At 69.4% G+C, this 19,813-nt stretch carries 20 protein-coding genes and 1 riboswitch; of the genes, 8 read left to right on the top strand and 12 right to left on the bottom strand.

All coding sequences use genetic code 11. The features are described 5' to 3' along the window. The first annotated feature begins 154 nt into the window (after positions 1–154). The 7 genes from AB0I98_RS29100 to AB0I98_RS29070 all read left to right on the top strand — a co-directional run bounded on the left by AB0I98_RS29100 (position 155) and on the right by AB0I98_RS29070 (position 6,880). Complete coding sequence (locus AB0I98_RS29100; protein ID WP_362947091.1) at positions 155–652, top strand: Lrp/AsnC family transcriptional regulator; 498 nt, start codon at positions 155–157, stop codon at positions 650–652. Positions 653–671: 19 nt separating this feature from the next. Beyond that, a complete protein-coding gene (locus tag AB0I98_RS29095; protein WP_210577529.1) occupies positions 672–2,036 on the top strand; it encodes an aspartate aminotransferase family protein in 1,365 nt (454 codons plus the stop codon). Positions 2,037–2,217: 181 nt separating this feature from the next. Next, positions 2,218–2,958, top strand: a complete 741-nt coding sequence (locus AB0I98_RS29090) for an ATP-binding cassette domain-containing protein (protein WP_362947089.1) — start codon at positions 2,218–2,220, stop codon at positions 2,956–2,958. Next, positions 2,940–4,289, top strand: a complete 1,350-nt coding sequence (locus AB0I98_RS29085; protein WP_362947087.1) for a hypothetical protein — start codon at positions 2,940–2,942, stop codon at positions 4,287–4,289. The genes AB0I98_RS29090 and AB0I98_RS29085 overlap by 19 nt, the downstream gene beginning before the upstream one ends. Positions 4,290–4,397: 108 nt before the next feature. After that, on the top strand, positions 4,398–4,805 hold the full coding sequence (locus AB0I98_RS29080) for a VOC family protein (protein WP_362947227.1): 408 nt from the start codon (positions 4,398–4,400) through the stop codon (positions 4,803–4,805). 101 nt (positions 4,806–4,906) lie between these two features. After that, positions 4,907–6,031, top strand: coding sequence for a Rossmann fold nucleotide-binding protein (locus AB0I98_RS29075; RefSeq protein WP_362947085.1), 1,125 nt, complete (start codon positions 4,907–4,909; stop codon positions 6,029–6,031). Positions 6,032–6,178: 147 nt separating this feature from the next. Further along, positions 6,179–6,880 carry an LAETG motif-containing sortase-dependent surface protein gene (locus tag AB0I98_RS29070; protein WP_362947083.1) on the top strand — a complete coding sequence of 234 codons (702 nt, stop codon included), beginning with the start codon at positions 6,179–6,181 and terminating at the stop codon, positions 6,878–6,880. A gap of 85 nt (positions 6,881–6,965) precedes the next feature. Here AB0I98_RS29070 and AB0I98_RS29065 read toward each other — a convergent pair whose 3' ends face one another. The 11 genes from AB0I98_RS29065 to rpsB form a co-directional block, all read right to left on the bottom strand. Further along, a complete protein-coding gene (locus AB0I98_RS29065; protein ID WP_362947081.1) occupies positions 6,966–7,763 on the bottom strand; it encodes a maleylpyruvate isomerase family mycothiol-dependent enzyme in 798 nt (265 codons plus the stop codon). Between the two features lie 22 nt (positions 7,764–7,785). Beyond that, complete coding sequence (locus tag AB0I98_RS29060) at positions 7,786–8,808, bottom strand: ABC transporter ATP-binding protein (protein ID WP_362947078.1); 1,023 nt, start codon at positions 8,806–8,808, stop codon at positions 7,786–7,788. Further along, positions 8,808–10,409 carry an iron ABC transporter permease gene (locus AB0I98_RS29055; protein WP_362947225.1) on the bottom strand — a complete coding sequence of 534 codons (1,602 nt, stop codon included), beginning with the start codon at positions 10,407–10,409 and terminating at the stop codon, positions 8,808–8,810. Before AB0I98_RS29055 ends, AB0I98_RS29060 begins: the two co-directional genes overlap by 1 nt. A gap of 50 nt (positions 10,410–10,459) precedes the next feature. After that, positions 10,460–11,536 (bottom strand): thiamine ABC transporter substrate-binding protein, encoded by a 1,077-nt coding sequence (locus tag AB0I98_RS29050; RefSeq protein WP_362947075.1) that lies wholly within the window; start codon positions 11,534–11,536, stop codon positions 10,460–10,462. Then, positions 11,534–11,652, bottom strand: a riboswitch (TPP riboswitch). It overlaps the preceding gene by 3 nt. A gap of 49 nt (positions 11,653–11,701) precedes the next feature. Continuing rightward, a complete protein-coding gene (rlmN, locus tag AB0I98_RS29045) occupies positions 11,702–12,808 on the bottom strand; it encodes a 23S rRNA (adenine(2503)-C(2))-methyltransferase RlmN (RefSeq protein ID WP_362947073.1) in 1,107 nt (368 codons plus the stop codon). A gap of 43 nt (positions 12,809–12,851) precedes the next feature. Then, the gene (locus AB0I98_RS29040) at positions 12,852–13,301 is read right to left on the bottom strand and encodes an SRPBCC family protein (RefSeq protein WP_362947070.1); all 450 of its coding nucleotides are present in this window, start codon (positions 13,299–13,301) and stop codon (positions 12,852–12,854) included. 175 nt (positions 13,302–13,476) lie between these two features. Then, positions 13,477–14,625, bottom strand: a complete 1,149-nt coding sequence (locus AB0I98_RS29035) for a phosphatidate cytidylyltransferase (RefSeq protein ID WP_362947068.1) — start codon at positions 14,623–14,625, stop codon at positions 13,477–13,479. Further along, the gene (gene frr / locus AB0I98_RS29030) at positions 14,625–15,182 is read right to left on the bottom strand and encodes a ribosome recycling factor (protein WP_362947065.1); all 558 of its coding nucleotides are present in this window, start codon (positions 15,180–15,182) and stop codon (positions 14,625–14,627) included. The genes AB0I98_RS29035 and frr overlap by 1 nt, the downstream gene beginning before the upstream one ends. 130 nt (positions 15,183–15,312) lie before the next feature. Beyond that, positions 15,313–16,071 carry a UMP kinase gene (gene pyrH / locus AB0I98_RS29025; protein WP_210577497.1) on the bottom strand — a complete coding sequence of 253 codons (759 nt, stop codon included), beginning with the start codon at positions 16,069–16,071 and terminating at the stop codon, positions 15,313–15,315. A gap of 186 nt (positions 16,072–16,257) precedes the next feature. Then, positions 16,258–17,094: a translation elongation factor Ts gene (tsf, locus tag AB0I98_RS29020; RefSeq protein ID WP_362947063.1), complete on the bottom strand. Its 837-nt coding sequence runs from the start codon at positions 17,092–17,094 to the stop codon at positions 16,258–16,260. 195 nt (positions 17,095–17,289) lie between these two features. Continuing rightward, on the bottom strand, positions 17,290–18,249 hold the full coding sequence (rpsB, locus tag AB0I98_RS29015) for a 30S ribosomal protein S2 (RefSeq protein ID WP_362947061.1): 960 nt from the start codon (positions 18,247–18,249) through the stop codon (positions 17,290–17,292). A 382-nt stretch (positions 18,250–18,631) separates the two neighbouring features. Between rpsB and AB0I98_RS29010 the strand changes: the two genes are divergently transcribed. Next, a complete protein-coding gene (locus AB0I98_RS29010; RefSeq protein ID WP_362947222.1) occupies positions 18,632–19,123 on the top strand; it encodes a M23 family metallopeptidase in 492 nt (163 codons plus the stop codon). Between the two features lie 105 nt (positions 19,124–19,228). Here AB0I98_RS29010 and AB0I98_RS29005 read toward each other — a convergent pair whose 3' ends face one another. After that, positions 19,229–19,786 carry a TetR/AcrR family transcriptional regulator gene (locus AB0I98_RS29005; protein WP_301987618.1) on the bottom strand — a complete coding sequence of 186 codons (558 nt, stop codon included), beginning with the start codon at positions 19,784–19,786 and terminating at the stop codon, positions 19,229–19,231. Positions 19,787–19,813 lie beyond the last annotated feature (27 nt).

Raw genomic sequence — 19,813 nt, 5'->3', positions numbered from 1 at the left:
CAGGTCGAACTGTCCATTGACTGAGACACCCACCCTAGTCCCGCAGCCCACGTTTTCAACAGCCCAGATCGCGCCGTTTCTGCGAAATCCGCAAGTCTGTGATGCGTAAACAACGAATTTCATCGCCTCAGCCTTGCGGAACTGTCGAGACGTCGTGCACAGTGAGCTGGTGGCCAGTCGAAGCGCAGATCAGCGGAACGGCAATCCCCAGCTGGATGCCGTCTCCCTCGCCATCATCGAACAGCTCCAGGAGGACGGCCGCCGGCCGTACGCCGCGATCGGCAAGGCCGTCGGCCTCTCCGAGGCGGCCGTGCGTCAGCGCGTCCAGAAGCTGCTCGACCAGGGCGTGATGCAGATCGTCGCCGTCACGGACCCGCTCACCGTGGGCTTCCGTCGGCAGGCGATGGTCGGCATTCATGTCGAGGGCGACGTGGAGTCCGTGGCCGACGCGCTGACCGCCATGTCCGAATGCGAGTACGTGGTGATGACCGCAGGCTCCTTCGACCTGATGGTGGAGATCGTCTGCGAGGACGACGACCACCTCCTGGAGGTCATCAACCGACGCATCCGGGCCATCCCCGGAGTGCGCTCCACCGAGAGCTTCGTCTATCTGAAGCTCAAGAAGCAGACCTACATGTGGGGAACCCGATAACCGTGAGGACCCGATAACCGTGAGCACCAAGGACCTCAGCCAGACCGCGTACGACCACCTGTGGATGCACTTCACCCGCATGTCCTCGTACGAGAAGTCGCCCGTCCCCACGATCGTCCGGGGCGAGGGCACCTACATCTACGACGACAAGGGCAAGCGGTACCTCGACGGTCTCGCCGGTCTGTTCGTGGTCCAGGCGGGCCACGGCCGCGTGGAGCTGGCGGAGACCGCCTTCAAGCAGGCCCAGGAGCTGGCCTTCTTCCCGGTGTGGTCCTACGCCCACCCGAAGGCCATCGAGCTGGCCGAGCGCCTCGCGCACCACGCCCCCGGCGACCTGAACAAGGTCTTCTTCACCACCGGCGGCGGCGAGGCGGTGGAGACCGCCTGGAAGCTGGCCAAGCAGTACTTCAAGCTGGTCGGCAAGCCCACCAAGCACAAGGTGATCTCCCGCGCGGTCGCGTACCACGGCACCCCGCAGGGCGCCCTGTCCATCACCGGTCTGCCGGCCCTGAAGGCCCCCTTCGAGCCGCTGGTCCCGGGCGCGCACAAGGTCCCGAACACGAACATCTACCGGGCGCCCCTGTTCGGCGACGACCCCGAGGCCTTCGGCCGCTGGGCCGCCGACCAGATCGAGCAGCAGATCCTCTTCGAGGGCGCGGACACGGTCGCGGCGGTCTTCCTGGAGCCAGTGCAGAACGCGGGCGGCTGCTTCCCGCCCCCGCCCGGCTACTTCCAGCGCGTCCGCGAGATCTGCGACCAGTACGACGTCCTGCTGGTCTCGGACGAGGTCATCTGCGCCTTCGGCCGCCTCGGCACGATGTTCGCCTGCGACAAGTTCGACTACGTCCCGGACATGATCACCTGCGCCAAGGGCATGACCTCGGGCTACTCCCCGATCGGCGCCTGCGTCATCTCCGACCGGCTGGCCGAGCCGTTCTACAAGGAGGACAACGTCTTCCTGCACGGCTACACCTTCGGCGGCCACCCGGTCTCCGCCGCGGTCGGCCTCGCCAACCTCGACCTCTTCGAGCGCGAGGGCCTCAACCAGCACGTCCTCGACAACGAGGGCGCGTTCCGGTCGACCCTGGAGAAGCTGCACGACCTGCCGATCGTCGGCGACGTCCGCGGCAACGGCTTCTTCTACGGCATCGAGCTGGTCAAGGACAAGGCGACCAAGGAGTCCTTCGACGACGAGGAGACCGAGCGCGTCCTGTACGGCTTCCTCTCCAAGGCGCTCTACGACAACGGCCTGTACTGCCGTGCCGACGACCGCGGCGACCCGGTCGTCCAGCTCGCCCCGCCGCTGATCTCCAACCAGGAGACGTTCGACGAGATCGAGCAGATCCTGCGCGCGACGCTGACGGAGGCGTGGACGAAGCTGTAACCCCCGGCGCTTGTACGGCCCGGGTGCACCCATGCGAGTGAGAAGGGTGCACCCGGGCCGCGTGCTGTCCGGCGTTGCTGCCCCACATCCCTAGCGTGCCTTGTAACTGGCCGGCCCTGCCTTCGTTCCCCCGCCTGGGGGATCGGCACCGGGAATTACGGACTGAACGAGGTGTACGCCCATGGTGGCTCCGCCGGACAACGACGTTCTCTGGGCACGCGCCCTGCACTTCCAGCACGACGACGGCTCGCCCGCGCTCGGCGGCGTCTCCCTCCACGTCCAGGAGGGCGAGATCGTCGCGGTGAGCGGCCCGCGCGGCAGCGGCAAGACGACGCTGCTGAGATGTCTGTCCGGTCTGGTACGACCGTTGCGCGGCGAGGTCTGGTTCAACAGCCAGCCGGTGCACACCATGGGCCCGCTCGCCCGTGAACGGCTGCGCCGCGACCGCTTCGCCTGGATCGACCCGGCCCCACTCCTCGTCCCCGAACTCAACGCCTGGGAGAACGCCGCCCTGCCGCTGATGCTCCGCGGCACCAGTCGCCGTCGCGCCAAGGTGGCCGCGATGGAGTGGCTGGAGCGCCTGGACGTCGGCGACCGTGCCCGTAAGCGGCCGCACGAGATGGTCCAGGCGGAACGCCAGCGCGTCTCGATCGCCAGGGCACTGGCCCCGACGCCCACGGTCCTGTTCGCGGACGAACCGACGGCCCCCCTGCACCGCGCCGACCGCGGACACGTCCTGCGCACGCTCACCACGGCGGCCCGCTCGCACGGCATCACCGTGATCCTGGCGACGCACGACGCGGAAACGGCGGCGGTCGCGGACCGCACGGTCTCCCTCCTGGACGGCCGGCGCGTGACCACGGTGCATCTGCCCCCGGTCACCGAGTCGGAAGGCCGGGCCGCGTGCTCGCTCTCCGTCTGACCCGCGTCGCCCAGCCCGCCGTACATCTGCGCCGCCTCGCGGTGGCCGCGGCCTCGGCCGCGACGGGCTTCCTGCTTCTCTCCGCCCTGGGCCACGCGATGTCCCACCAGGACCCCGCCGCGTCGACCCTCCGCCTGACCTGGTGCACGGCCCCCCTCGCCACCACGGTCTACTTCGCCGTGGCGGTGGCCCGCACGGACCCGGGAACCAAACCCCGCCCCGGCCTCTCCGCCATCGGCCTGGGCCCCGCCCGCCTGATGATCACCTCCGCCCTCACCACGGCCCTCGCCACCACCGTCGGCTCCCTCCTGGCCCTCGTCACCTTCCTCCACCTACGAGGCGACCTCACGGGCGTGCCGTTCGACGGCGCGGCAACGGAGTATCTGGCGGCAGAGCAACCACTGCCCCTACCGGCAACCCTGACTCTGCTGTCCCTGGTACCCGCAACAGCGTCCCTCTCAACAGCCCTGGCACTACGCCCAAAGGACCCACGCAGGCCCCCACAACACGGAGCCCCCAGGAAGTACGGCCGCTTCGGCGCGTACGGGCTGGCGGCGGCACGGGAGACGTTCGGCGCGTACGGAAGATTCGGCCGCCAAACTGCGGGCAGTCGTGCCGGTGGGGCGGCACGGGTGGGCGCAGACGGCACCCCGCCGGCGCCGGGCAGCGCGACCGCCCCCCCAGCAGCAACCCCGGACGCCGCACCAGCCGACGTCCACGAACCCGACCCCCACCTCGAACCCCCCGCCCCCCGCGAAGCCCCCCGAGGCCTCCCCTGGGGCATCACCGTCCTCGCCGCAGGCCTCACCGTAGAGGCCTACGCCAGCCGCACCGCAGACCCCACCTCTCCCGGCCTCCTCGCGGGCTGGGCCCTCACCGCTCTCGGCCTAGCCCTCGCCGCCCCCGGCCTCACCCACCTCTGCGGCCGTCTCCTCCAGTCCGCCCACCCCGGCGCCCTGCGCCTCCTCGCGGGCCGCGTCCTCATGGAGGAGTCCGCCCGCATCGGCCGCCCCCTGGGCATCGTCTGCGCCGTGGCATCGGCGGCGTACACGACCGCCCTCGTCCACGACACCGAGGTCCAGCCCCTCGGCTCGCTCACCGACCTCGGCGCCCTCGTGGTCGTCGGCTGCACCGCGGCCACCCTCCTCACCGCCGCCGTGGAGGCGAAGCAGGCCCGCGCCGACACCACCGCCGCCCTCCTGCGCCTCGGTGCCCCCGCCGCCATGCTCCGCAGCGCCGCCGCCCTCCGCGCCGGCGCCCTGCTGGCCCTGTTCGGCCCGCTCACCCTGATCGTCGCCGAGCTGGCCGCGCTGCCGATGGCCGCCGGTTGAGCCTCGTACGACAAGACGTACGAAAAAAGTCCCCTTACGGCGATGAGTTCTGCGCGACCCTTGGGTCTACCCCCACGTAACGACACGAACTCGATGGGAGAGCCCACGATGTACCAGCAGATGATCTTCCTGAACCTGCCCGTGAACGACCTCGACGCCTCGAAGAAGTTCTTCACGGAGCTGGGCTACTCGATCAACGAGCAGTTCAGCGACGAGAACGCGGCCTCGGTCGTGATCAGCGACACGATCGTCGCGATGCTGCTCAAGAAGTCGTTCTACTCGACCTTCACCAAGAAGGAGATCGCGGATGCCACGAAGACCAGCGAAGTGCTGATCGCGCTGAGCGCGGAGACCCGCGAGAAGGTCGACGAACTGGTCGACAAGGCGCTCGCCCTGGGCGGTTCGCCCACCGGCGAGACCCAGGACCAGGGCTTCATGTACGGCCGCGCCTTCGACGACCTCGACGGCCACACGTGGGAGGTCATCTGGATGGACCCGGCAGCGGTAGAAGGCTGAGCGCCCCGAAGGGGCGCGGGGAACTGCGCGACCAGCCACAACGGACCCGCAGCCGAAAGACAACCCATCCCGCCCCTCGGCGGAGCCCCTAGCATGGGCGGGTGCACTCCACACCCGCCCAGCCGTTCGACGGCTCCTACGACCGTGAGATCGAGTCCCTCGCCGAGTTCGACGAGGTGGTCGCAACGGTCGGCTCGCTCGCCCATCACCGTGTCCAGGCCGTCGATCTGACGGACCGTACGGACGTCCTGCTGACCGTGGACGCCACGGGCGCCGTCTTCCTCGGCTGCCCGATGGACCCCGAGGCCGCCGCCCAGGTGCGTGCCTCGGGGTCCCTGGTCTTCCCGCCGGTCCCCGGCCTCCCCTTCGACCCGTACCGCGGGTTCGTCTACTCGCCCGCCGAGTTGTTCGCCTCGCTCGACAAGGGTTACGAGGCGACACCGGACGCCCTCGCGTACGCCTGGTTCCAGCGGACCAAGTCGGACGGCGACATATTCGGCTCCATGCTGCGCGCGATCCACGACGACGCGATCTCGGACGCCCTCGACGAACTCCTCGTCGGCGCCCGGGTGGTCGGCGTGATGGGCGGGCATGCGATGGCGCGCGGCACCGAGGAGTACGCCGGTGCAGCCCGCCTCGGCCGCGAGCTGGCCCGTGCCGGTTTCACCGTCGCCACGGGCGGTGGGCCGGGCGCGATGGAAGCGGCGAATCTCGGCGCGTACGCGGCCCCGTTCGGCGACGGGATGCTCACCGAGGCGCTGCAACTCCTCGGGAAGACCCCGAAGTTCGTCCCGTCGATCACCGACTGGGCGCGCGCCGCGTTCGAGGTCCGTGAGCGCTGGCCGGACGGCGGTCCTTCGGTGGGCATCCCGACCTGGTTCTACGGCCATGAGCCGCCCAACGCGTTCGCCGCACACATCGCCAAGTACTTCGCCAACGCCACCCGCGAGGACGGCCTGCTGGCCCGCTCCACCGCGGGTGTCGTCTTCCTGCCGGGCGCCGCCGGGACCGTACAGGAGATCTTCGACAACGCGACGCCGAACTACTACGAGTCGCGGGGCGAGCCCACGCCCATGGTGCTGGTGAACCGTGCGCACTGGACGGAGCGACTGCCGGCCTGGCCGCTGCTGCAGGCGCTGGCGCGGGGCCGGTCGATGGAGGCCCGAATTGCCCTGGTCGACCGAATCGAGGACGCTCCGGCGGCGCTGAAACGTGTCGGCGGTTAATAAGAGGGCAAAGCCGAGGGCTGGGTCGCGCATATGCGTTGACAGTTCTTATGCCGCGCTTATACATCTGTGAGACTCCTGGGAATGTTGGTGTCCCATCAACACCCCTTCAGCCCCCCGCATTTGCGCATCACATGAAGGACAAACGTGGCAGTCCTGTCCCTATCCCGCCGTACCATCGCACGCTCGGTGCGCATCCTCGGTGTCGCCTCCGCCTCGGCCGCGCTTGCGCTCGGTTCCGCGGGCAACGCCCTCGCCTGCAACATCAACGAGTTCTCGGCCGCTGCCAAGTGCGACGGTGACAAGGGTGTCATCACGGTCACCGACGTGGACCCGGCCGGTGTTCCGGCGACCATCACCGTGTACCTGCAGAACAACGGCGCCGACCTGAAGAAGGTCGGCGAGCAGGTGGTCAAGGGCTCGCGCGAGGGTGTGACCATCACCTTCACCGAGAACTGGAAGCCGAACGCGGAGTACCGCATCCACGTCGACGCCGCGCCCTACGTGAACGAGGACATCAAGCCCAACCTCGTCACCCCGGACACGGCCTGCAAGAAGGAGGAGAACCCGACCCCGCCGGCCACGCCGACGCCGTCGGAGACCCCCTCCACCCCGGCCGAGTCCGACACGCCGACCCCGACCCCGTCGGCCTCGGAGAGCGACAGCACCCCGCCCGCGGCCGCCCCGAGCAGCGCCCCGTCCCCCGCGGCCGGTGACTCCAACCTCGCCGAGACCGGCGCCAACTCCAACACCGGCATCATCGCCGGCATCGCGGCAGCCCTGGTCGCGGTAGGCGGCGGCGCCGTCTACCTCGGCTTCCGCCGCCGCGGGGCGAACAGCGGCCGCTGACGCCCCAGGCACCACCGAACCACCGTGGCCCGTCCCGCATTCGGGGCGGGCCACACCCCTGTCGCCCTCGCCCTCATCCTCACCCTCAGCCGAACGTCGCCCGCTCCAGCCAGAACTCCAGCAACTCCCGCTCACCGAGGACCTCCAACTCCGGGCTGTCCAGCGGCAGTCGGCGGTAGAAGGCGAGCAGCACGGCGGTGAGCGGGCCGCGCAGGGCGACCGTCGCCTTCTCATGCCCTCGACGCCAGGAGACGCCCTCCTCGCCGAGCTCGATGACCCACTCGGCGTTCACCTCGGGGGTCGTGTCGGTCGCGTGCAGGTGGATGCTGCGACCGGGCCCGCGCAGCTCCACCGCCGCGTCGTGCGGCATCGTCCGCTGCACGAACTCGACGATCTGCAGCCACTCGTCGATCGCGTCGGCCGCCACGTCCGGCGCGACCTCGTAGGGCAGTCCGGCGGCGAGGGTGGCGTCGGCGCGGTGGACGGTGAGTTCGTGGGTCATCCGGCGCGCCCAGAAGCCGGAGGTGTGGATCCCGGCCCACGCCCAGACCTTCGCGTCGGGGCCGGCCTCGCGCAGCGCGGCGACGACCATCTCGCCGGTCTCGGCGAGCCAGGCGTCCAGCGCGTCGGGGTCGCCCTTGGCCTCGGGACCATGGAGCAGCGGTACCTCGTCCTCGGGGATCTCCTCCGGCGCGCGCGTTCGCACCAGCAGCTCGACCCAGCGCAGGGCACCACCCGTATGCCGTACGAGATATTCCAGCGACCACTCCGGGCAGGTCGGCACGGTGGCGGACAGGTCGGCCCCGGACGTCACCACCGCCCTCAACCGGCCCACCTGGTGGGCGATCTCGTCGCAGTAGCGGTCATGTGCGAGCAGCGTCATGTCGCCGACCCTAGACGCACCCCTATCGGTCGAGCACGACGATTTCCGCAACGTCGAACTCCACCCCGACCGAGTCCCCCACCTCCGGCGCCTCCCGCAGCGCGCACGCCGCCTCGAGCCGCGGCGCGTCCGCGGGCTGGAGGTGGACGGCGACATGGGTGCCCTTGAAGGTACGTGCCGTCACCGTGCAGCGCAGACCCGCGTCGGCGGAGACGAGCCGTACGCCGGCTGGCCGTACGAGGAGCGTCCGTGTCCCCTGCGCGGCGCTCTCACCGACCGGCACCTTCCCCCAGGGCGTGTCCGCGACCGCTCCACTGATCGTTCCCTGGAGCACGTTGTCGAAGCCGAGGAAGCGCGCCACGAACTCGTCCACCGGCCGCTGCCAGACCTCCAGCGGCGTCCCGGTCTGGGCGATCCGCCCGTCCCGCATCACCACCACCCGGTCGGCCAGCGCGAAGGCCTCACCCTGGTCGTGCGTGACGGCGAGCACGGCCGTGCCCAACCGGCCGAAGAGTTCCCGGAGTTCGACGACCAGCCGCTCCCGCAGCGAACGGTCGAGCTGCCCCAGCGGCTCGTCCAGCATCAGCAGCCGGGGCTGCGGCGCGAGCGCACGGGCCAGCGCCACCCGCTGCTGCTCACCGCCGGAGAGGGACGCCACGGCGCGACGCACGGCCCCCGGCAGACCGACGAGGTCCAGCAACTCCCGTACGCGCTCTGCCTGTTGCCCCTTCGACGCCCCGTGCATCCGCAACCCGAAGGCCACGTTGCCGCCCACGTCCCGCTGAGGGAACAGCTGATGGTCCTGGAACATCAGCCCTACCCCACGCCGATGCGCGGGCACCCCCACCTGGTCGCGCCCGTCGAGCAACACCCGCCCGGAGTCGAGCGGTTGCAGCCCCGCCACCGCCCGCAGCAGCGTCGACTTGCCGCTGCCGCTGGGCCCGAGCACGCACACGATCTCGTGCTCGTCGACCTCCAGGCCGACGGCGTCGAGCACGGCCCGCCCGCCGAACCGTACGGTCGCGTCGTCGATGGCCAGCAGCATCAGAACTCCCCCGTCCGATCGGTCCGCAGCCGCTCCAGCACCAGCAGCGCCACCGCGCACACCACCATCAGAATCGTCGAAAGGGCCATCGCCTGGCCGTAGTTGAGTTCCCCGGCCCGACCGAGCAGCTTGGCCACCGCGACCGGCAGCGTCGGGTTGTCGGGCCGCGCGATGAACACGGTCGCCCCGAACTCCCCCAGCGACACCGCGAACGCGAACCCGGCCGCGATCAGCAACGCCCGCCGCACCATCGGCAGATCGACCTCACGCCACACCCGCCACGGCGACGCCCCGAGCACGGCCGCCGCCTCCCTGAGCCGCGCGTCCACCGCCCGCAGCACCGGCAGCATGGTCCGTACGACGAACGGGACACCGACCAGCGCCTGCGCGAGCGGCACCAGGATCCAGGAGGCCCGCAGATCGAGCGGCGGCTCGTCCAGCGCGATCAGGAACCCGAAACCGACCGTCACCGCCGACACCCCGAGCGGCAGCATCAGCAGCGCGTCGAACCCGCGCACGAACCGGCCCGCGTCCCGCCGGGTGAGCGCGGCGGCGGCGAGACCGCCGATCACCACGGCGATGACGGTGGCGACGACGGCGTACCGCAGCGAATTGCCGATCGCCTCGATCGGCGCCACCAGGAAGACGCCCCCGTCGGACGACATCAGCGCCCGGTAGTAGCCGAAGTCCGGCGCGTCGAACGACCGTTGCACCAGCACGGCCAACGGCAGCAGCAAGAGTACGACGACGGAGGCGAGGACGCCCGCCAGCAGCCCCCACTGACCCGCCCCGCGCGGCCGCCGGGCCGTCACCGACGCGTCCACCAGCCGCAGGGCGCTCTCCCGCCGCCGTACGGTCCAGGCGTGCAGCGCGAGGATCGCGCCGACCGCCACGAACTGAATGATCGTCAGCACCGCGGCCGTGGACAGATCGAAGATCTCCGAGGTCTGCCGGTAGATCTCGACCTCCAGCGTCGAGAAGCCCGGTCCGCCGAGGATCTGCACCACACCGAAGGAGGTGAAGGTGAACAGGAACACCATCAGCACGGCGGCGGCCACGGCCGGCGCCAGCGCCGGGAGGGTGATATGACGCCAGGCCTTGAGCGGCGACGCCCCGAGCATCCGCGCGGCCTCTTCCTGCCGCGGGTCGAGTTGCCCCCAGAGTCCGCCGACCGTCCGTACGACGACCGCGTAGTTGAAGAAGACATGCGCCAGCAGGATCGCCCACACGGTCGTGTCCAGCCGTACGCCCCACAGCTCGTCCAGCAGCCCGCCACGGCCCACCAGCGCCAGGAACGCCGTACCGACGACGACCGTCGGCAACACGAAGGGGACCGTGACGATCGCCCGCAGAACGTGCTTGCCCGGGAAGTCGAAACGGGCGAAGACGTAGGCGCCGGGCAGCGCCACGAGGAGGGTGAGCGCGGTGGAGGCGAGGGCCTGCCAGGTGGTGAACCACAGGACATGACGGATGTCCGACTGCGCCACCACGTCCCAGATCCGGGCGAGTTGCCAGGCTCCGTCGACATGGAGTCCGCGCGCGAGGATCGCGGCGACGGGGTAGGCGAAGAAGACCGCGAAGAACGCGACGGGCACGGCCATGAGCCCGAGCCGCGTCGCGTACTTCCTGCGGACGGAGGCTACTTCGGGGGCTACTTCAGTACGAGCGAGGTCCATGACTTGACCCAGTCGTCACGGTTGTCGGCGATCTTCGCCGGGTCCATGGTCTCGGGATCCTCGGCCTGCGGACCGTACTTGGTGAACTCCTCGGGCACCTGGGCGCCTTCACGCACCGGGTAGACGAACATGTTCAGCGGCATGTCGTCCTGGAACGTCTTGGTGAGCATGAAGTCGAGGAGTGCCTTGCCGCCCTCGGTGTTCCCCGCGTTGCTCAGCAGCCCCGCGTACTCGACCTGCCGGAAGCAGGTGCCGGTCGCGACGCCGGTCGGCGCGGTGGCCGGCTTCGGGTCGGCGTAGATGACCTCGGCGGGCGGCGAGGAGGCGTACGAGACGACGAGCGGCCGGTCGGCCTTGGCCTTCTTGCCGCCCGCGGAACCGGAGAACTCCTCGTTGTAGGCCTGCTCCCAGCCGTCGACGACCTTCACGCCGTTGGCCTTCAGCTTCTTCCAGTAGTCCTGCCAGCCGTCGTCGCCGTACTTGGCGGCGGTCCCGAGGAGGAAGCCCAGTCCCGGTGAGGAGGTGGACGCGTTCTCGGTGACGAGGAGGTTCTTGTAGGCCGGCTTGATCAGGTCGTCGAAGGAGGTGGGCGGGGTCAGCTTGTGCTTGCTGAAGTACGCCTTGTCGTAGTTGACGCAGATGTCGCCGGTGTCGACGGGCGTGACGCGGTGCTCGTCCTCGTCGACCCGGTACTCGGGCTTGATCTGGTCGGCGCCCTTCGCCTCGTACGACTGGAAGAGGTCGTTGTCGAGGGCCCGCGAGAGCAGGGTGTTGTCGACGCCGAAGAAGACGTCGCCCTGCGGGTTGTCCTTGGTCAGGATCGCCTTGTTGACGGCCTGCCCGGCGTCGCCGTCCTCCAGGACCTTGACCTGGTACCCGGACTTCTTCTCAAACTCGGCGATGACGCTCTTGGAGACGGCCCAGGAGTCGTGGCTGACGAGCGTGACGGTCTTGGAGTCGCCGCCGGCGGAGTCGGACGACGATCCGCACGCGGACAGCGTGACGAGGCCCAGCCCGACGGCCACGGCTATGTACTTGTTCGTGGTTCTCATGAGTGAAGACCGAACTTCCTACCCAGAATGACCTGGGCGAGGTTCAGAGGGTCTGCGGCCCGCCGGAACTATGGCTGCCGCACTCTCAGCGCTGTGGCGCTCCCCTGTCGGAAAATGAATTGGATATGAAGTTGTACCGACGTCGATGTACCGACGTCGATCAGACTACCTCTCGGTGGCCGCGAGCTGACCACACGCCCCGTCGATCTCCTGACCACGGGTATCCCGGACCGTCACCGGCACACCATGCGCGGCGATCGCCTCGACGAACGCCTTCTCGTCCTCCGGACGGGAGGCCGTCCACTTCGAGCCCGGCGTCGGGTTCAGCGGGATCAGATTCACATGCACCGGCCTGCCCTTGAGCAGCCGTCCGAGCCGGTCACCGCGCCAGGCCTGGTCGTTGATGTCCCGGATCAGCGCGTACTCGATGGACAGCCGGCGCCCGGACCGGGCCGCGTACTCCCATCCGGCCTCGAGCACCTCGCGCACCTTCCACCGGGTGTTGACCGGTACGAGGGTGTCGCGCAGCTCGTCGTCCGGCGCGTGCAGCGAGATCGCGAGCCGGCACTTGAAGCCCTCGTCGGCGAACCGGTGGATGGCCGGGACGAGCCCGACGGTGGAGACGGTGATCCCGCGCTGCGAGAGCCCGAGCCCGTCGGGTTCGGGGTCGGTGAGCGCGCGAATGGCACCCACGACCCGCTTGTAGTTGGCGAGCGGCTCGCCCATGCCCATGAAGACGATGTTGGACAGCCGCGCGGGCCCTCCGGGAATCTCGCCGTCCCTGAGCGCCCGCATCCCGTCCACGATCTGGTGCACGATCTCGGCGGTGGACAGATTCCGGTCGAGGCCTGCCTGCCCGGTGGCGCAGAACGGACAGTTCATACCGCAGCCCGCCTGCGAGCTGATGCACATCGTCACCCGGTCCGGATACCGCATGAGCACCGACTCGACCAGCGTCCCGTCGAACAGCCGCCACAGCGTCTTGCGCGTGGTGTCCTGGTCCGTCGACAGATGCCGTACGACCGTCATCAGCTCCGGAAGCAGCGCCTCCTGCAGCTTGCCGCGCGCCGCGGCCGGGATGTCGGTCCACTGCGCCGGGTCGTGCGCGTACCGCGCGAAGTAGTGCTGCGAGAGCTGCTTGGCGCGAAACGGCTTCTCCCCGATCGCGGCAACAGCCTCCTTGCGCTCGGCAGGCGACAGATCGGCAAGATGCCGCGGCGGCTTCTGGGCTCCGCGGGGGGCGACGAAAGTGAGTTCTCCGGGCTTGGGCATGATTTCTCAAGTGTCGCAGATCGTTTCCGTGCCCCCGGACGGGCTATGGGGTGGGGTTTTCCAGCCGGTCCTTGAGGTGCTGCTCGTTGCGGGGGAGTTCCTTGCGGACCTGTGGGCGGACCACGAGGGGCACGAGGACCTTGCCGATGCCGTGCCCTTCGACGTCGACCTCCAAGGTCACGCGGGAGCGGCGGCCCTCGTCGATCGGGTCTATCTCACCGTGGACATGGCCCCTGACGGGCCCGTCGATACCCTGCAGCCCCCAGATGCGCGGCGGATCGTACTCGGTGACCTCCATGGTCATCGGAATGTCGCGGCGGCCTATGTGCCGGGTGATCTTCAGGTGGGAACCGAGACCCAGCGGGCCCTCCTCGACCTGCTCCGCCGCGACCGCGCTCTCCTGCCATTCCGGCAGGTGGGAGGGGTCGCTGAGGTATGCGTAGACATCTTCGGGACTGCGGTCGACGACGATCGTTTCTCGGACGCCTGACATGGTGCCCCCTTCCAGGGCGGCCCCCTCGAGGGTTCCGGAGTGTCCCTCGTCGAGGGCTTACAACCGAATCGTCCCACCGCACGGACCGGCACGCCAAGGAGAGGAGCCAGCACGCCAAGGAGAAGAGCCCTCGCCCCCCATGCCGGGGCGAGGGCTCCGTAAAACTCCTGTGCCGTCAGGCAGATCCGACGAACAGCACCATCAGCAGCCACACCACCGGAGCCGTCGGCAGCAGCGAATCCAGCCGGTCCATGATGCCGCCATGACCGGGCAGCAGCGTGCCCATGTCCTTGATGCCCAGGTCCCGCTTGATCATGGACTCGCCGAGGTCGCCGAGCGTGGCGCTGGCCGCGACGGCGAGGCCCAGCAGCAGGCCCTGCCACCAGGTGCCGCCGTCGATCAGGAACTCCATGCACAGCGCGCCCGCCGCCATGGCGAAGGCGACCGCGCCGAGCAGGCCCTCGCGGGTCTTGCCGGGGCTGATGCGCGGGGCGAGCTTGTGCCGGCCGAAGCGCCAGCCGACGGCGTACGCGCCCGTGTCGCTGACGACGGCCAGCAGCAGGAACGTGAGGACCCGCCGCGCACCGTCGTCCGCGGTGAGCATCATGGCCACGAACGTGGCGAGGAACGGGATGTAGAAGGCCGCGAAGACGCCCGCCGTGACGTCCTTGAGGTAGCCCTCGGGCGGTTCCGTCATCCTCCAGACGAGCACCGCCAGCGCGGTGAGCGCCATTGCCACCCACGCGCCCTCGGCACCGCGGACGTACCCGGCGACGACCATCGCCGCACCGCCGACCGCGAGCGGCACGAGGGGCGCCTTGATGGCCTTGCGCTCCTGCAGCCGGGACGTCAGCTCCCAGAGGCCCACCACGACGGCGACCGCTATCACACCGACGAACACGGCCTTGACGACGAACAGCGACGCGATGATCACCGCACCGAGTCCGACCCCGACCCCTATGGCCGCACCCAGGTCCCTGCCCGCGCTCTTCTTCTGCGGTGCGGGCGCCGGCTGCGGGGCGTCGGGCATGGGCTCCGGATTCTGCTGCGCCGCCCGGTAGGACGTCCCGTCGGGCGTCCCATAGGACGACGTCTGCGGCGTGTCGTCGCGGAACAAGGGGCCGCCCAGCCGAGCGGCCCCCCGGTCGTCATCCTGGTCTCCGCCATACGCGGGTACGTCGGGCACGATGGGCATGGGGCGAGTCTGCTGCGCGTTGTGCGCATCGTACGCGGGACCCGCCGGGGCAGCCCCCTGGACAGGCCCGCGGTCGGACGGCACCCAGTACCCGGCTTGTGGTGGCGCCCCCCAGGAAGAGTCGTTCATCAGACCTCGAGCAGCTCCGCTTCCTTGTGCTTGAGAAGCTCGTCCACCTGTGCGACGTACTTGTGGGTGGTGTCGTCGAGCTCCTTCTCCGCACGGCGGCCCTCGTCCTCGCCGATGTCGCCGTCCTTGATCGCCTTGTCGACGGTGTCCTTGGCCTTGCGGCGGACGGAGCGGATGGACACCCGCGCGTCCTCGGCCTTGCTCTTGGCGACCTTGATGTAGTCGCGACGGCGCTCCTCGGTGAGCTCGGGGAACACCACTCGGATGATGTTGCCGTCGTTGCTCGGGTTGACGCCCAGATCGGAGTCGCGGATCGCCTGCTCGATGTTGCGCAGCGCGCTCTTGTCGAACGGGGTCACCACCGCCATACGCGGCTCCGGCACGGAGAACGAAGCCAGCTGGTTGATCGGCGTCGGCGCCCCGTAGTAGTCGGCCACGATCTTGTTGAACATCGCCGGGTGCGCACGGCCGGTGCGGATCGCGGCGAAGTCCTCCTTGGCGACCACGACGGCCTTCTCCATCTTCTCCTCGGCCTCGAGGAGGGTCTCTTCGATCACCACTTGCTCCTGCGTGTCTTGAGTAGGCCCGGCTGCGGTTCCTTGCGGGGGGCGGCGGCCGGCTGCGTCGCGTCTTCCTTCTGCACGTTTCCCGACCGGCAGAACATTGTCCATCCCCCGGTCAGGGTCATCAGCCCTGGCTGTCTTGGTCACCCACAAGCGTGCCGATCTTCTCACCCTTGACGGCGCGCGCGATATTGCCCTCGGCCAGAAGCTCGAAGACGAGGATCGGCAGCTTGTTGTCGCGGCACAGGGTGATGGCTGTCATGTCGGCGACCTTGAGGTCGCGGGTGATGACCTCGCCGTAGCCGAGGGAGTCGAAGCGCACGGCGTCCGGGTTGGTCTTCGGGTCGGAGTCGTAGACCCCGTCCACGCCGTTCTTGCCCATCAGCAGCGCCTCGGCGTCGATCTCCAGGGCGCGCTGGGCGGCGGTGGTGTCGGTGGAGAAGTACGGCATGCCCATACCGGCGCCGAAGATGACCACGCGGCCCTTCTCCAGGTGCCGTACGGCCCGCAGCGGGATGTACGGCTCGGCGACCTGCCCCATGGTGATGGCGGTCTGCACCCGGCTGTCGATGCCCTCCTTCTCCAGGAAGTCCTGGAGGGCGAGGCAGTTCATCACAGTGCCGAGCATGCCCATGTAGTCGGAGCGGGCCCGGTCCATGCCGCGCTGCTGCAGTTCGGCGCCGCGGAAGAAGTTGCCGCCGCCGATGACGACCGCGATCTGCGCCCCGTCACGCACGACGGCCGCGACCTCGCGGGCGATCTTGTGCACCACGTCAGGGTCGACGCCCAGGCCCCCGCCGCCGGAGAACGCCTCTCCGGACAGCTTCAGCATGAACCGGCCGCGTACTTTGCCGTCGTCGCTCTTCTGGGGCTTGGTGGTCATGGAGATCTCGCCTCTTAACGTGTCGCACATACGAAGAAGGCCATTGCCGATGGGGTGGGTGCTCCCATGTGCGGCAATGGCCTCCTCGTCAGATCTGCTGTCGTCCGCCACGCACGCGTGCGCGACGTCGTCCGCGGACGACTGCTGTCGACCCTATCGGGGTCGCGCGTCGATCGCGGTACGGACTCAGATGCCGACCTTGATGCGCGAGAAGCGCTTCAGGGTGACACCGGCCTCGTCCAGGATCTTCTGGACGGACTTCTTGTTGTCGAGCGCGTACGGCTGGCCCAGCAGCGTGGCGTCCTTGAAGAAGCCGTTGAGGCGACCCTCGACGATCTTCGGCAGGGCGGCCTCGGGCTTGCCCTCGGCGCGGGTGGTCTCCTCGGCGACGCGGCGCTCGGACTCGACGACCTCGGCCGGGACGTCCTCCTTGGAGAGGTACTTCGGCGCGAACGCGGCGATGTGCTGGGCGACGCCCTTGGCGACCTCGGCGTTGGGCTTGTCGAGCTCGACGAGGACACCGATCTGCGGCGGCAGGTCGGGCATCGTGCGGTGCATGTACGCCGTCACGAAGCCGTCGCCGAACTGCGCGAAGCGGTCCAGGACGATCTTCTCGCCCAGGTTGGCGTTGGCCTCGTCGACGAACGCCTGAACGGTCTTGCCGGGCTCGATCTCGGAGGCGAGCAGCGCCTCGAGGTCGGCCGGAGCGGTCTTGGCGACGTGCTCGGCGATCGCGCCTGCGGCAGCCTGGAACTTCTCACCCTTGGCGACGAAGTCCGTCTCGCACTTCAGCTCGACCAGGACACCGGAGGAGTTGTCGTCGGCGATGACGGAGACCACGGCGCCGTTCTCGGCGGAGCGGCCCTCGCGCTTGGCGACGCCCTTCTGGCCCTTGATACGGAGCGCCTCGACGGCCTTCTCGACGTTGCCCTCGGCCTCGTCCAGCGCCTTCTTGCAGTCCATCATGCCGGCGCCGGTGAGCTCACGGAGCTTCTTGACGTCGGCGGCGGTGTAGTTCGCCATGATCTGTGAATCTCTTCTCGGAGTTCGAAGTCTCGAAGTCGGCGGCGGCCGCGGCTTGAGCGGCGTACGCCGAAGATCTACGGGCTACGAAGATCTGCGGACTCTGCAGATCTAGAGGCTGCGGGTGAACGGCGGGTGGCGTGGTCGACGCCACCCGCCATCACTTTCAGCCATACGGCCCTACGACCCAGAGGGTCAGGCCTGCTCGCCCTCGGCGGCCGGAGCAGCCTCAGCGACCTCGGCGGCGGGAGCCTCAGCGGCAGGCGCCTCGGCCTCGGCAGCGGGGGCCTCAGCGGCGGGAGCCTCGGCCTCGGCGGCGGGAGCCTCGGCAGCCGGCGCCTCAGCAGCGGCCTCGGCGGCCGGAGCGGCCTCCTCGGCCTTCTTCTCGCCCTCGAGCAGGTCGCGCTCCCACTCGGCGAGCGGCTCGCCCGCGGCCTTCTCGCCCTTGCCCTCCGTCGCCACGCCGGAACGGGCGATGAGGCCCTCGGCGACGGCGTCGGCGATCACACGGGTGAGCAGGGTGACGGAGCGGATCGCGTCGTCGTTGCCCGGGATCTTGTAGTCGACCTCGTCGGGGTCGCAGTTGGTGTCGAGGATGGCGACGACCGGGATGTTGAGCTTCCGGGCCTCGCCGACCGCGATGTGCTCCTTCTTGGTGTCCACGATCCAGACGGCGCTGGGCACCTTCTGCATCTCGCGGATACCACCGAGGGTCTTCTCCAGCTTGGCCTTCTCGCGCGAGAGCACGAGAAGCTCCTTCTTGGTCAGACCCGAGGCCGCGACGTCCTCGAAGTCGATCTGCTCGAGCTCCTTGAGGCGCTGCAGACGCTTGTAGACGGTCGAGAAGTTGGTGAGCATGCCGCCCAGCCAGCGCTGGTTGACGTAGGGCATGCCGACGCGGGTGGCCTGCTCGGCGATGGCCTCCTGCGCCTGCTTCTTCGTACCGACGAACATGACCGTGCCGCCGTGGGCGACGGTCTCCTTGACGAACTCGTAGGCGCGGTCGATGTACGACAGCGACTGGAGCAGGTCGATGATGTAGATGCCGTTGCGCTCCGTGAAGATGAATCGCTTCATCTTCGGGTTCCAACGACGGGTCTGGTGACCGAAGTGGACGCCGCTTTCCAGCAGCTCCCGCATCGTGACGACGGCCATGGCCGTTCTCCTTGAGTTTCTCGGTTGTGCCGCGAGTGCCGGATCAGCACTCGCGCCTGACGCCCACATGCGCCGTGCCGCTAAGGACCGAGGAGCGCTGACACAGGGACCGTTTCCGGTCGGAGTGTCGGGGCGTGCGAAGTCGACCCGGTGGCCCGGATCGCCAGAAGAAGTGTACGGGACCCGCGGGGTACCGGGTGACGCCGCTGTCCACAACCCGGGAGTAGTCCACAGGTCCCGGCCATGATCGGCCGCTGTGCGGGACCGTTCTCCCATGTCACCTGCGCAAGCGAAACGATCTGCGGTCACCTGGGCGGGCCTCCTGCTCGCCCTGACCTTTGCGGCCCTGGCGCCTGTCGCATGGGCCGACACCCCGGCCGCCATGCCCGCGGCACCTCCGCCCCTCGACCCCACGGTTCCGGCCATCGCCCGCACCTGGCCAGTGGGGGTACGCCCCTCGGTGGTACGGGGCTGGGAACCGCCGGCGACGACATACGGCCGCGGCCACCGCGGCGTCGACCTCACGGCCACCCCCGGCACACCCGTACGAGCGGTGGCGCCTGGCCGGGTGTCCTTCGCGGGCCGAGTGGCCGGAAAGGGGGTCATCTCAGTGGAACTGACAGAAACGGGCGCCCCACCCCTGCGAACGACCTACGAACCGGTGAGCCCTTCCCTGAAGAAAGGCGACGAGGTGGAGGCAGGCGAGGTGGTGGGGACGGTGGAGGCGGGCGGCTCGCACTGCACGACAAGATGCATGCACTGGGGCCTGCTCAGGGGCGAGACCTACCTGGACCCACTGAAGCTACTGCCACCGTGGCTCCTGAACAGGGGCCCATCGAGACTGCTGCCGGTGCTGGACGCACCTCTGCTGTGATGCCGTCAGCCTGCGGGCAGTCGTGCCGCTTGGGGCGGCACGGGTGGGCGCAGGCGGCACCCCGCAAGCGCCGGGCCGCGCGACCCACCCCCGCCCAGCCCTCACTCAGCCGCACACACCCCGCAACGCCATAGCCACAGCCGCATCCGTGATCGCCGAAGGCTCCTCCGCAGCCCCCAGCTCAATCCGCCGCACAGCCGCATCCACCACACCCTGCAGCAACATCGCGGCAAGCCGAGGCTCCGCGTGCCCCATCTCCCCCAACGCCTCGACGATCATCGCGACCAGCCCCCCATGCGCAGCCCGGATCTTCTCCCGGGCCCCCGCATCCAGCTCACTCGCGGAGATCGCGACCACGGCCCGGTGCCGCCGGTCCCCGACCAGCGCAAGCTGCTGCCGCACATACGCCTCGACCTTGCCCTCGGGCGTACCGGCCCGCTCCATGGCCGCCGACACCTCCGCCGCCCACACGGGGAAGTCGACCTCGCACAGCTCCTCGACCACGGCGGCCCGCGACCGGAAGTACTCGTACACGGACGACCGCGCAAGCCCCGTCCGCTCGGCGAGGGCCGGAAAGGTCAGCGCCTCCGTCCCACCCTCGGACAGCAAAGACCGAGCCGCGTCCAGCAGGGCGGCTCGCTGCATCGACCGGTGCTCGGCCACAGAGGCCGCTCGAATCCTTGGCACGTC

Origin of the sequence: Streptomyces sp. NPDC050211, assembly GCF_040656035.1 — a bacterium.
Classification (GTDB): domain Bacteria; phylum Actinomycetota; class Actinomycetes; order Streptomycetales; family Streptomycetaceae; genus Streptomyces.
The sequence above is the reverse complement of the archived record's forward strand: the minus strand, read 5'-3'. Positions and strand labels throughout refer to the sequence as shown.